At 38.9% G+C, this 12,512-nt stretch carries 14 protein-coding genes, 7 tRNA genes and 1 pseudogene; 2 read left to right on the top strand and 20 right to left on the bottom strand.

Annotation, left to right across the window (positions count from 1 at the left end; all coding sequences use genetic code 11):
* Positions 1-150 precede the first annotated feature (150 nt).
* From rplL to QAP06_RS01625, 13 genes are all read right to left on the bottom strand, one after another.
* Positions 151-528 (bottom strand): 50S ribosomal protein L7/L12, encoded by a 378-nt coding sequence (gene rplL, locus QAP06_RS01685; protein WP_001018228.1) that lies wholly within the window; start codon positions 526-528, stop codon positions 151-153.
* Positions 529-572: 44 nt separating this feature from the next.
* A complete protein-coding gene (gene rplJ / locus QAP06_RS01680; RefSeq protein WP_001171776.1) occupies positions 573-1,067 on the bottom strand; it encodes a 50S ribosomal protein L10 in 495 nt (164 codons plus the stop codon).
* A gap of 108 nt (positions 1,068-1,175) precedes the next feature.
* Positions 1,176-1,880, bottom strand: a complete 705-nt coding sequence (rplA, locus tag QAP06_RS01675) for a 50S ribosomal protein L1 (protein ID WP_001085839.1) — start codon at positions 1,878-1,880, stop codon at positions 1,176-1,178.
* A gap of 44 nt (positions 1,881-1,924) precedes the next feature.
* Positions 1,925-2,350: a 50S ribosomal protein L11 gene (rplK, locus tag QAP06_RS01670; protein WP_001086000.1), complete on the bottom strand. Its 426-nt coding sequence runs from the start codon at positions 2,348-2,350 to the stop codon at positions 1,925-1,927.
* Between the two features lie 17 nt (positions 2,351-2,367).
* A complete protein-coding gene (gene nusG, locus QAP06_RS01665; protein ID WP_001846772.1) occupies positions 2,368-2,895 on the bottom strand; it encodes a transcription termination/antitermination protein NusG in 528 nt (175 codons plus the stop codon).
* 29 nt (positions 2,896-2,924) lie between these two features.
* On the bottom strand, positions 2,925-3,104 hold the full coding sequence (gene secE, locus QAP06_RS01660; protein ID WP_000362125.1) for a preprotein translocase subunit SecE: 180 nt from the start codon (positions 3,102-3,104) through the stop codon (positions 2,925-2,927).
* A 141-nt stretch (positions 3,105-3,245) separates the two neighbouring features.
* A tRNA-Trp gene (locus tag QAP06_RS01655) sits at positions 3,246-3,321 on the bottom strand.
* 39 nt (positions 3,322-3,360) lie between these two features.
* Positions 3,361-3,519 carry a 50S ribosomal protein L33 gene (gene rpmG, locus QAP06_RS01650; RefSeq protein ID WP_000865159.1) on the bottom strand — a complete coding sequence of 53 codons (159 nt, stop codon included), beginning with the start codon at positions 3,517-3,519 and terminating at the stop codon, positions 3,361-3,363.
* Positions 3,520-3,552: 33 nt separating this feature from the next.
* Complete coding sequence (tuf, locus tag QAP06_RS01645; RefSeq protein WP_001040572.1) at positions 3,553-4,752, bottom strand: elongation factor Tu; 1,200 nt, start codon at positions 4,750-4,752, stop codon at positions 3,553-3,555.
* Positions 4,753-4,878: 126 nt separating this feature from the next.
* A tRNA-Thr gene (locus QAP06_RS01640) sits at positions 4,879-4,953 on the bottom strand.
* Between the two features lie 30 nt (positions 4,954-4,983).
* A tRNA-Gly gene (locus QAP06_RS01635) sits at positions 4,984-5,060 on the bottom strand.
* Between the two features lie 16 nt (positions 5,061-5,076).
* Positions 5,077-5,161: transfer RNA gene (locus QAP06_RS01630), tRNA-Tyr, on the bottom strand.
* Positions 5,162-5,188: 27 nt separating this feature from the next.
* Positions 5,189-5,264: transfer RNA gene (locus QAP06_RS01625), tRNA-Thr, on the bottom strand.
* 171 nt (positions 5,265-5,435) lie between these two features.
* On the opposite strand from QAP06_RS01625, the gene QAP06_RS01620 reads away from it, so the two are divergent.
* Entirely contained in the window at positions 5,436-7,190 is a 1,755-nt protein-coding gene (locus QAP06_RS01620; protein WP_286467355.1) for an ABC transporter ATP-binding protein/permease, read from the top strand.
* Between the two features lie 8 nt (positions 7,191-7,198).
* On the opposite strand, the gene QAP06_RS01615 is transcribed toward QAP06_RS01620, so the two are convergent.
* The 7 genes and pseudogenes from QAP06_RS01615 to QAP06_RS01585 form a co-directional block, all read right to left on the bottom strand.
* A complete protein-coding gene (locus QAP06_RS01615; protein WP_286466066.1) occupies positions 7,199-7,867 on the bottom strand; it encodes an HAD family hydrolase in 669 nt (222 codons plus the stop codon).
* Positions 7,868-7,968: 101 nt separating this feature from the next.
* Positions 7,969-8,958, bottom strand: coding sequence for a DNA adenine methylase (locus tag QAP06_RS01610; RefSeq protein ID WP_286466064.1), 990 nt, complete (start codon positions 8,956-8,958; stop codon positions 7,969-7,971).
* Positions 8,959-8,966: 8 nt separating this feature from the next.
* Positions 8,967-9,624 (bottom strand): annotated as a pseudogene (locus QAP06_RS01605) (HNH endonuclease).
* A 90-nt stretch (positions 9,625-9,714) separates the two neighbouring features.
* A complete protein-coding gene (gene cysE / locus QAP06_RS01600) occupies positions 9,715-10,230 on the bottom strand; it encodes a serine O-acetyltransferase (RefSeq protein ID WP_286466063.1) in 516 nt (171 codons plus the stop codon).
* Positions 10,231-10,493: 263 nt separating this feature from the next.
* Positions 10,494-10,580, bottom strand: a tRNA-Leu gene (locus QAP06_RS01595).
* Between the two features lie 53 nt (positions 10,581-10,633).
* A tRNA-Leu gene (locus QAP06_RS01590) sits at positions 10,634-10,720 on the bottom strand.
* A 72-nt stretch (positions 10,721-10,792) separates the two neighbouring features.
* A complete protein-coding gene (locus QAP06_RS01585; protein WP_000669961.1) occupies positions 10,793-11,110 on the bottom strand; it encodes a F0F1 ATP synthase subunit C in 318 nt (105 codons plus the stop codon).
* Positions 11,111-11,371: 261 nt separating this feature from the next.
* Here QAP06_RS01585 and QAP06_RS01580 point away from each other — a divergent pair, with 261 nt between their 5' ends.
* Entirely contained in the window at positions 11,372-12,454 is a 1,083-nt protein-coding gene (locus QAP06_RS01580) for a hypothetical protein (protein ID WP_286466061.1), read from the top strand.
* Positions 12,455-12,512: the final 58 nt, after the last annotated feature.

Below are 12,512 nucleotides of genomic sequence, written 5' to 3'. Positions count from 1 at the left end.
AAACTTTAGAACCATCCATGATAAAAACACCAAAAACCCACCTGCAATACTAACCACTTTAGACCACACGCTCACAAACAAAATCATGGAGCAAAATCATCTGCCGCACTAGATCAGAGAAAGGCGCAAAGACCTTTCTGTTTTTAAGTCTTACTTGACTTCAACCTTAGCACCCACTTCTTCAAGTTTCTTCTTGATGGTTTCAGCTTCTTCTTTATTCACGCCCTCTTTAAGCACATGAGGGGTTTTTTCGGTAGCGTCTTTAGCTTCTTTCAGGCCAAGTCCGGTAATTTCACGAACCACTTTAATCACCTTGATTTTTTCAGCACCGCTATCAGCCAAAATCACATTAAATTCGGTTTTTTCTTCGCTCTCAGCCGCCGCACCGCCAGCTACAGCCGCACCCGCTACGACCGTTGGAGTCGCACTCACGCCAAATTTTTCCTCAAACATTTTAACCAATTCAGAAAGCTCTAAAACGCTCAATGAACCAATATACTCTAACACTTCTTCTTTTGAAATTGCCATAATCCAATCCTTCAAATTTTTTTAAATTAAGCCATCATAGGCTCTTAGTTTTCTTCTTTCGCTTTACGCAAATTGTCTAAACCCGTAACAAAATAACGCACCGGAGCCGTCCAAACAGAAAGCAACATTCCCATAAGCTCTTCTTTGCTTGGGAGTTTTGAAACCGCTTCCACATGAGCTACGCTAACGCTTTCTTTATCAAACAAGCCCGCTTTCAACACAAAATGATCTTTATGCTCTTTTTGGAAATCAAACACGAGTTTAGAGAGAGCGATTTGATCACCGCCCCACAAAAACACATTGGTTTCTTTCAAATCCAAATCAGAATAGCCGGCCTCTTTCATGGCAATATGAGCGAGAGTGTTCTTAATCACTTGCACTTTAATGCCTTGATTGCGAGCCTTATTCCTTAAAGCTTCCAACTTTTTCACGCTAAGACCCTTATAATCGCAAATTAAAAGGGCTTTGGCATCTACAAATTGCGACTTTAAGTTAGCGACTAGCTCTACTTTATGCTGCCTTTGATGTTGTTTTTGCATCTTTTCCTCCTTTCTAGACTAGACCTCTGCAAGATTATCTTTTTAAAAAAGAAATTTTAAGCTTTTTAGCTCTTACGATCTTCAGCCTAAGATTAAAAACTCCTAACGCTATTTAATATCCATCAATTCTTGTGCGTCCAAACTCACTGAAGGGGACATGGTGAGCGAAAGAGCGGCGTTTCTAATATATTTGCCTTTCGCGCTACTGGGTTTTAGGCGGTTGATCGTTTTAACCAACTCAAGCATGTTTTCTTTGATTTTTTCTTCAGGAAAACTCGCTTTGCCAATAGGGGCATGAACATTGCCCTTTTTATCCACCCTGAAATTCACTTGACCGCTTTTAGCGTTACTGACCGCTTTAGCAATATCCATCGTAACGGTTCCGGTTTTGGGGTTTGGCATCAAACCCTTAGGGCCTAAAATCCTACCCACTTTACCGACAACCGCCATCATATCAGGCGTTGCGATCACCATGTCAAAATCAATACGACCATTTTTGATTTCTTCAGCCAAATCGTCTCCGCCAACGACATCAGCCCCAGCGTTTTTGGCTTCATCTTGCTTAATGTCTTTTGCAAAAACGGCCACTCTTACTTTTTTCCCTGTTCCATGAGGAAGCACCACCGCACCGCGCACCATTTGGTCCGCATGCCTTGGATCAACCCCCAGTCTTAACGCTACTTCCACGGTTTCATCAAATTTGGCTGAAGCGAGGGATTTAACCACCTCTACGCCTTGCTCTACGCCATACGCTTTATCATTTTGAATTTTAGAAAAAAGTTTTTCCAATCTTTTAAATACTTTTTTTGCCACGATTCTAATCCTTAAAAATTTCTTTCAATTCCAACAAAACCCAATCAATCCACAACTTCTACGCCCATGCTCCTAGCGCTGCCCATAACGATTTTTTTGGCCGCTTCCATGGTGCTTGTGTTTAAATCTTCCATTTTCAATTGCACGATCTCTTCCACTTGCTTGTGGGTGAGCTTTGCAATCTTATTCTTAAGCGGGTTGTCAGAACCTTTTTCAACCCCAGAAGCTTTTTTGATCAAATCGGTTACCGGAGGCTTTTTAGTGATAAAGGTGAAACTCTTATCTTGATAAACCGTGATAATGACTGGGATATTAAAACTCCCCATGTCTTTAGTTCTCTCGTTAAAAGCCTTGCAAAATTCCATGATATTAACCCCTCTTTGACCCAAGGCTGGCCCTACGGGAGGTGAAGGGTTTGCCTTACCGGCAGGGATTTGAAGTTTGATTTCTCCGACTACTTTTTTAGCCATGTTTTCTCCTTAAAAAGTTATATAATTTTTTCCACTTGCGAATGCAAAATCTCTATTGGAGTGTTCCTGCCAAAAATAGAAACATTGAGCTTGAGCTTGCGGTGTTCCACATCATACTCTTCCACCGTAGCGGTAAAGTTTGCAAAAGGGCCTTCCACCACACGCACCACTTCGCCTTGCTCAAAAAAGATTTTTGGCTTGGGGGCTGCTCGGTTATTCATTTTTTCTAAAATATGCCCAATATCCGCTTCACTCAATGGGGTTGGCTTTTTGTTTTCTCCAATAAAACGACTCACTCTTGGCAAAGATTGTATCTTGTGCCACAAAACCGTGTCTAAATCCACCTTAATAAAAACATACCCAGGATAAAGGCTTCGTTCCGTTACTTTCGTCTTGCTTTTTTTAGAAACCTCTATAATATCTTCAGTAGGCACAATGATCTCTTGTATCCTATCTCTTATATTATGATCGTTCGCCAGATTCTCAATCGCTTTCTTAACGGACTGCTCGCTCCCTGAATAAGTTTGTATGGCATACCAATCCATCATTATTCTCCTTATTTAAAGCCACCAACCTATAGAACACTAGAGACAAAAGCCCCCAGAGAAAAATCCAACAAAGCTAAAAATAGCGTGATAGCACTCACCACCACCAAAACAGAAACAAGCGCGTTGCGTATCTGCTCTTTAATAGGAAATATCACTTTAGAAAGCTCTTCTCTAGCTAATTTATATTGCATGAGCCATTTATCCATAGTTTCTTTTCGCCCTCACTTAAACTTAATACATTTATACATTAAAATAATCTTCAATTTTATCCAAAATAGCTTAAACTAAAATTAAAAAATTTAAAAACGATCCAATTGAAACACAAATTTGATAGATAAATTAGTAGATGGCAGGTCAGGAGGGACTCGAACCCCCAACAACCGGTTTTGGAGACCGACGCTCTACCATTGGAGCTACTGACCTAACCTCCCCTCCTTTTCAATCACAACACCAAAGAAAGAGCTAGCTCTTCAATTTGATTTCTTTATGAAGAGTGTGCTTATTTTCCCTTGGGCAGAACTTCTTAAGCTCCAGTTTTTCAGTGTTAGTTTTAGCGTTCTTGGTTGTGCTGTAATTGATGTCTTCACAATCAGAACACTTCAACCCTATTTTAACTTTCATAATAACCCTTTATGGTAACTCTTTTTGCTAATACTATTCAATAATATTGCTCACAACACCAGCACCAACGGTCCTACCGCCTTCACGAATCGCAAATTTAGTTCCCAACTCTAACGCAACAGGGCTAATCAACTCTACAGTGATTTTAACATTATCGCCAGGCATAACCATTTCTACGCCTTCAGGAAGGGTGATAGATCCAGTCACATCAGTCGTGCGCACATAGAATTGCGGGCGGTAGTTGGTGAAGAATGGAGTGTGTCTCCCGCCTTCTTCTTTAGAAAGGACATAAATTTCTCCCTCAAATTTCTTGTGCGGAGTGATAGAACCTGGTTTGCATAGAACCATACCACGCTCTACTTCTTCTTTTTTAGTTCCTCTCAAAAGCACGCCCACATTATCGCCGGCTTCACCTTTTTCTAACTCTTTTCTAAACATTTCTACACCAGTTACAGTCGTTTTTTGTGTAGCTCTGATACCAACGATTTCCACTTCATCGCCTACTTTCACCACACCTCTTTCAATCCTGCCTGTAACCACAGTCCCTCTACCCGCAATAGAGAACACATCTTCAACCGGCATCAAGAAAGTTTTTTCAGTGTCTCTTTCTGGAGTAGGGATATAGGCATCCACTTCAGCCATGAGCTTAAGCACTTTTTCACCCCATTCACCCACATTGCCAGCCTTTGCTTCTTCTAAAGCTCTTAAAGCCGAACCTGCTATAATAGGAGTGTCATCGCCAGGAAATTCATACGCACTCAACAATTCGCGCACTTCCATTTCTACCAGCTCTAACAATTCTTGGTCATCTACCATGTCTTGTTTGTTTAAGAAAACAACGATGTGAGGCACGCCTACTTGACGAGACAATAAGATATGCTCCCTGGTTTGAGGCATAGGACCATCAGCTGCAGAAACAACCAAAATCGCTCCGTCCATTTGCGCCGCACCAGTGATCATGTTTTTTACATAGTCAGCGTGTCCTGGGCAATCCACATGCGCATAGTGTCTGTTTTCAGTCTCATATTCAATGTGAGAAGTAGCGATAGTGATCCCTCTTTCTTTTTCTTCAGGGGCGTTATCAATATTATCATAGTCTTTCATTTCTGCAAGACCTTTCAAAGAAAGCACCGCTGAAATCGCTGCACTCAAAGTCGTTTTACCATGGTCTACATGCCCAATGGTTCCAATATTAACATGCGGCTTAGTTCTATTAAACTTTTCTTTTGCCATTTGTATTTCTCCTTAATTTTTTGAAATGGATTTTAGAATTATACTAAACAAAATCCTAAGTATTCCTAAATGCTACCACAAAATTTAAGACATTTTTGTCTTATCGCCATTCAAGAGATTATAAACTGGAGCCTATAAGCGGAATTGAACCGCCGACCTCTTCCTTACCAAGGAAGTGCTCTGCCTCTGAGCTATATAGGCGTCTCAAAAACTAAAATGTTATCCTAAAAATGGAGCGGGAAACGGGACTCGAACCCGCGACCCTCAGCTTGGAAGGCTGATGCTCTAGCCAACTGAGCTATTCCCGCATCTAAAAAAACAAAATGGTGGTGAGACGTGGATTCGAACCACGGAAGACATAGTCAGCAGATTTACAGTCTGCCCTCGTTGGCCACTTGAGTATCTCACCAAAAACTTTACAAAATAACATTTTAACTGGAGCTGGCTAAGGGACTTGAACCCCCGACCTGCTGCTTACAAGGCAGCTGCTCTACCAACTGAGCTAAGCCAGCAACAAATTAAACAAATTAAAGAATTGGGATTATAGCAGTTTTATACTTGACTTGTCAAGAAATGATGACAGAAAGCTAAATTATTCGTATGGCACAGAGCATGGTTAAAATTTAGCTATAATCTAGCTCAATTTGGCTTAACACAAATCAAAGCTCATTACATATAAAAGAATTTATGGACACTTAAATTATGGCGAAAAAAAACATAAAATTTCTACTTTAAAATACTTTTTGCGCTCTTTAAAGCAAATCTACATGCTCATCACTTTCAAGGAAAAAATGGTTTTTTTCCTGCTTGTGCTGATGGCGGTTTTTTCTTCTTTTGTGGAAGTGATGTCTCTAACCCTCCTGATGCCTTTTATCACTCTCGCTTCCGATCCTAGCAGGGCTTTAGACGATAAAGACTGGAAAATGGTTTATGATTTTTTCCATTTTTCATCTCCCGTTCGCCTTATGTATTTCTTTAGTTTTTGCTTGGTGGGGATTTATTTGTTCAGGATGTTTTATGGGGTGTCTTTCACTTATTTGAAAGGGCGTTTTTCCAATAAGAAAGCTTATCAAATCAAGCAACAACTTTTTTTACAGCACATTAAAAGCAACTACCTCTCCCACCTTAACCACAACTTAGATTCTTTAAGAGACATTATCAATAATAAAGCGGATGGCATGTTTATGAGCTTTAACGCTTTTTTGAATCTACTCACTGAATTAACCGTGATCGTTTTTTTCTATTCCACGCTCATATTAACTAATTGGAAAATAACGCTCGTTTTTACGATGATTCTCGCCTTACAAATTTTTCTTATTGTTAAAAAAGTCACCGCTCTTATCAAAAAAAAGGGCGAGATGGCTGCCAAATCCAAAGCGCAAACGCTTAAGGTTTTTTCAAAATTTTTCAGCAATTTCAAAATCACTAAACTCAAAGACAACCACGAAGAAGCCCACAAGCTTTTTGGAGAAAATAGCCGTAAAGCCCATGACACCGAGATTATTTACACCACTTTGCAAGTGGTTCCCAGGTATTCAATAGAAACGGTGGGCTTTAGCTTGTTGATTTTAGCAGTCGCTTACATTTTATTCAAATACGGCGAAGCTAAAATGGTGCTCCCTACCATTTCTATGTATGCTCTAGCACTTTATCGCACGCTCCCTTCTGTGACTGGAGTGATCAACTATTACAATGAAATCGCTTACAACCAGCTTGCGACTAACATTGTTTTTAAAAGCCTTTCTAAAACCATCGTTGAAGAGGATTTAGTCCCTTTAGACTTTAATAAAAAAATCACTCTCCAAAACATCTCATTCGCTTATAAGTCAAAACACCCGGTTTTAAAAAATTTCAACCTCACCATTCAAAAAGGTCAAAAAGTCGCTCTCATAGGCCATAGCGGGTGCGGGAAATCCACGCTGGCGGATATTATTATGGGGCTTACCTACCCTAAAAGTGGGGAAATTTTTATTGATAACACCCTTTTAACCAACGAAAACAGGCGCTCATGGCGTAAAAAAATAGGCTATATCCCCCAAAATATTTACCTTTTTGATGGCACTGTGGGGGATAATATCGCTTTTGGGAGCGCTATAGATGAAAAACGCTTGATTAAGGTGTGCAAAATGGCTCATATTTATGATTTTTTATGCGAGCATGAGGGCCTTAAAACCCAAGTGGGCGAAGGGGGTGCTAAGCTTAGCGGCGGTCAAAAACAGCGCATAGGCATTGCAAGAGCCTTATACGATAACCCTGAAATTTTGGTTTTAGATGAAGCCACTTCAGCCCTAGACAATGAAACCGAGAGTAAAATCATGGATGAAATCTATCAAGTCGCTAAAAATAAAACCCTAATCGTTATCGCCCACCGCTTAAGCACGATTGAACGCTGTGAAGTCATCATTGATATGAGCCAACACAAAGACAATCTTGGCTAAAGTTGGCTTTACTCTTTTATAAAGTTTTGCAAATCAAACCCTTTAAAGCTCTCTAAATACTTCCCTTGATAGCCGTTTTGACCCACTAAATTTTTCAAAACCTTGCTGTTGTAACCCAAAAACGCCACTTCATTAGCCTTAGCGCTTTCATAGTCATTGACGCTATCGCCTATCATTAGCATGCGGCTTGGGTTATAGGCGTATTTTTGAATGATATTAGCGATGATTTTAGGTTTATTAGGCGGACTCCCTTCAACGCTCTTAAAATACTTAATGATCCCTAAAAACTCGCACAACACTTGCAATTCGCTATGCAAGACCGCTGAAGCGATATGGAAAACATGATTTTTATAATGCTTATCAATAAACGCCATCACTTCGCTATTCAAATGCCCCCTATCAAAAAGCTTTTGTTCTATAATAGCGCCAAACTCTAGGGCTAACGCATCCACTTCTTCTTGAGCGATAGGGGTTTTTAAAATCTCATTATAAAAATATTGGATTTTTTCATTCCTTGAAACCCCCCCACTTTGATAATGATAAACTTCAAATTGTTTCAAATCCTCTTGATTCTTGTTGCCATGCTTTTGAAACAACGCCTTAAACCCTTCATTTTTTAAATACATGCTGTCAAAAATCACGCCATCAAAATCCCATAGAACCACTTCAAGTGCCATGATTTCCCCTTTTTTATAGGCTTATTTGGTTTCATTTTACCTTATTCAAGCGGTATTTAAGCGATTATTTTTGCCCTTTAAAGGTTGGACTATTTTGACTCTTATTTGATAAGAATATGCAAACACTCTTTGGTGTGTGCGGCTTTGTGGGCACGTTTGTTATCCGCTTTAAAACGCATGTAGGTTTTGGTCATTAAGGAGTAAGCGCCGTATTTTTTTAAAATATTTCCAATCTCTGTTTCACTCATAAGCCCTTCATTGTTATAGCTTAAAAAGATGTATTTGAATCGCGCTGTTTTGATTAAATTTTCAAAAGCGTTTAAGATTTTAGCGCGAGAGCAAAACGATGATTTCTGATAACCGGGCAAGCCGGTTTTACCTTTTGGAGCAAAGGGTGCATAAGAAGCAATCGTGTTTAATAAGTGGTAATTCGCCCCGTATTGCCTCGCATTATAAGGAGGGTCTAAATACAAAATATCCCCTGAAATCTTTCCAATCAGTTCGCTAGCGTCTTGCTGATACACTTCGTTAGCGTTTGAACTCAAATCAAAATGAGCGCCTTTTAAGATGAGTTCTTTTTGAGCGCTTTTTTTAAGGCGTTTTAAAAAAGCCCCATAAACTGAAGCGGTGTTAGCCACCTTGTCCGCGCTCTCTAATAGCGATGCGAGCAAAAAATAATACGCGCAATTATCAATGTTTTGAGAAAGTTTAAGCTCTTCAATTTTTAAACGCACCGCATCAATTTTTTGAGCGTTTGTTTCGCTAAAATACTGCCTTGAACTCCCCCCCAAAGAATAATGCGAATGGATAAAACCCTTTTTTAAAGCAACGCTATTAAGCCCATTAATAAGCTCTTCTTGATTAGGGATTTCTTGAATGTTGCCGATATAATTTTGATTCAAAACAAAGCTATAATATTCCAAATCATTAGAAATAACCTTATTAACGGCTTTTTTAAACGCGCGCCCCACAATGCCCGTCCCAGCGAACAGATCGCAAAAAATCGCACCAGAGAGATCATGGCCTACAACCGCATGGATATTTTCTTTAATAAAGGGAATGAGCTTGTATTTAGAACCGATGTAGTTCATTGCAACCGCTATAAAGTAGTCTTTTGATGGTATCCAATTTGATACCCTTCATTGTATATCCTATCATTACAAGTTTTCCTGTATTGTATGGGGTCATATTGATAACAACCCACACAACCATCATATTCAGCCACCCCCTCATAGAAAGGATAATGATTGCCAAGAATTTTTGTTGCATCAAATCTATAGCCACTTTCTTTGCATTTTTTACAAATCTGGCGTTTCTTGTCATTACAAGCTTTGCATAAAGCCTGAAAATCATCAAGAGTCTGTGTGCTTGAATCAGAAACTCTTGGATTATCCTTGTGGCCGTCTTTATGATCCACTTCTATTTGAGTGTTTTCAGAGTTGCCGCGTGCACCGCACATTGCACAACATCGTTGGCTAATTTTTAATGTCTTGACGGATACTTTGGTTAAAAACACATCTAGTATTATAGCCATCCAAGCGTATTCTATCAATAGAATTTCCTGGAGTTTGCCCTTTATCAAATTCTAATTCAAACTCTTTAGCCAAAGATGAGTTATTCCTACACCAACTCCCCCCATTACCTAGCTGTAATCCTTGATATTTTTCTATAAATTCTATAGTGCTTACCCAACGACTCACCCCGTTTTTATCAGGTTGTGCAAGCTCCAAAAATAACTCTTTTTTACTTTTACTCATTTTAAAACCCTCTCTATAACATTTCATAAATTCTAATCAATTTACCTCAAAATGACCCGCATGGCGCAAACTCCAACCGCTTATCTAAAATCAACGATCCTTTGTGATGGTTTTAGCTTTAGCGCCTACAGCCGTAGAACCCGTGGGTAAATCTGAAAGCACCACCGCATTAGCCCCAATCTTCACATCATCGCCCACGAAAATCGCGCCCAAGACCTTAGCCCCTGCCCCCACTACCACTCGGTTGCCTAAAGTAGGGTGGCGCTTGCCCTTGAACTTGCCCGTACCCCCTAGAGTTACGCCATGATAAATGGTAACATCATCTCCAATCTCTGTAGTCTCGCCAATCACCACACCCATGCCATGATCGATAAAAAGCCCTCTCCCAATCTTAGCGCCCGGATGGATTTCTATCCCAGTGATAAAACGCGCTAACTGAGAAAGCACGCGTGCAATAAAATAAAACCCTTTCTTGTGCAACGCATGCGCTAGGCGGTAACAAAGCAGCGCATGAATGCCCGGATAAAGCAAGAGCACCTCCCACTTATTCCTAGCTGCCGGGTCTTCTTGCAAGACACGCTCCAGGCTATAAGACAGATCTAGCATGACAGAGTCTCCGGTTAAAATATATTTGGATCAACATGACTTAAGCAGATTTTTTCTCATCCATTCCAATAAAACTTGATGCAAATTTTTCTTGTCATTATACCTAAACTCACCCTCCTTTTAGAATGGATCAAACAACCCTTTAAAAAAGGCTTAAAAACCCACTAATCCATTATTTATTCGGCACTTATTCGGCATTTATTTGGAATAAAACTATTTTAAATGAAAAAAATAAAAAGCAGATTGAAAAAGATTATCGGTAATGGTGCCGAAAGTCGGACTCGAACCGACACGGGATTGCTCCCACCAGATTTTGAGTCTAGCGTGTCTACCAATTCCACCACTTCGGCGTGTATAGAGCAAAGAGTGAGATTATACCCACTTATTCCTTAAAAAAACTTAATGGTGCACTGGGCGAGACTCGAACTCGCACGAGATTGCTCCCACCACCCCCTCAAGATGGCGTGTCTACCAATTCCACCACCAGTGCTAAAAATTTAAAATAAACGGATATTATAGCTAAATTACGCTTTTTAAGCAATAATTTAGCCCATCAAAACCCTTAACTTAAGAATGGGTTACTATAAATAGCGATAATAGCAAACACTAGAGTATAAATCACTTGCGCTTCAATCATCGCCATGGCTACAAACATGGTTGTGAGCAATTTACCGCCCACTCCTGGGTTTCTCGCTGTGCCTGTAATGGTCGCTGCGGCCGCATTCCCCATACCGATCGCCCCACCAAAAGCGGCAATCCCTAAACCGATCATCGCCCCTAAGATAGAATAAGATTTAATCATATCCATCCCACCCATTCCACCATCATGAGCGAAAGCAACGCCCGCTAAAGCCAGAAAAAATAACGCTAAAAATTTCATTTTCGCACTCCGTTTCAAAAATTGGGCTTGATTTTCATTTCGAATCGTTCCTCTACTTTCAAAAATACAAGCAAGGGCTTATTTTAATATAAATTAGCTTAAAAACGCTTTTAAAATGATAAGTTTTTATTAAATTATTAGAAATAAGGAAGTTTTTAAAAACAAATTTAATTTAAGCAATAAATTATCCTTAAAAACTTAAAACAATCCATTAGTAGTATAATGGCATGGTCAATAAATTAGATACAATAAAGGATCACAATGCCAAAAGATAACAATAAAGAACTTACACTATTTGAAAGGGTTTGGGGCAGTGAAATAAAAATTCTGCCGACTTTACCAAGAAAACAAACACTTGATAGCAATTATCAACGCATGATTTTAATTAAATCAAATGAGTTATACTATGCAATAGGTAACGCTATGAATCAAGATGGGCGTGTCTACTACAAAACAAGTGTTTCTCCAGACAAATTAATGCGGTATACTAGTAACGGACAGTATTCGTCTATGCTAAAAGGAGAAAAAGGGTTTGGGAGTCATATAGGCTTTGAGATAGCGAATAATATTGCTATAGAAACTATGAACCATATTGCCCCTATTCTTAACTATAAACTAGCGGAAATCTATTATGAAGCATATGCCGAAATTAATCGTCTTTTTAATGAAAATCAAAGCTTACTCACACAACAAAACATCTTTGTTACCCAACAAATTAATGCTTTAAAAGCTAAAACCAAATTTCTCCAAGAAGTTTATAAGGATATTTCTCAAACTTCTAAAAGTGATGTTTTTAGACAATCAACATGCACCAGTCTACAAAGAATACGCATTGAGTTAGATGAAATTTTTTATAATTTTATATCCCAAATAAATCAAGGGCTAATATTAAAGAACTTTAATGATGTAAGTGGTAACTACATTTGTGCGAGATACGCTCTTTCTCATTATGGTTTTGCGTTGGTTTTAGAATATGTTGTTGCAGGACTCATTGATAATGAGAGCATGAAATTTTTAAAAGCTAAAGTTGAAGAAGCTTTTGATAGCTTCAATCAAACAACAAAGAATTTGGGAAGAAAATTAAATTCTATCCAAGACGATAATTGCCAATCTCAACAAAGCATTATACCATTTTATGGGTGGTATTATGGGTCGGCACGATACCATCCTAATCAACTAAATGAAATCAATAGGTTAAACAACGAAAATGCAGATATAGAATATATCAAAAGTAATATTTTAAGTTATTTTGATATAAAAAGGGATAGCGACGCCCTCTTTAATTTAATTGAAGCCCCTAAACAATACCTTCAAAATATTGTTATCACCCACGAAGAGGAATAAAAAAGAGTGTATATATTTTAGCCAAGTCCTATGTATTAGATTGGTTTTACATAGGACT

It is taken from the genome of Helicobacter pylori, from assembly GCF_030323545.1.
Taxonomy (GTDB): domain Bacteria; phylum Campylobacterota; class Campylobacteria; order Campylobacterales; family Helicobacteraceae; genus Helicobacter; species Helicobacter pylori_CO.
Note: the sequence above shows the minus strand (reverse complement) of the source record. Positions and strands in the feature narration are given on the sequence as shown.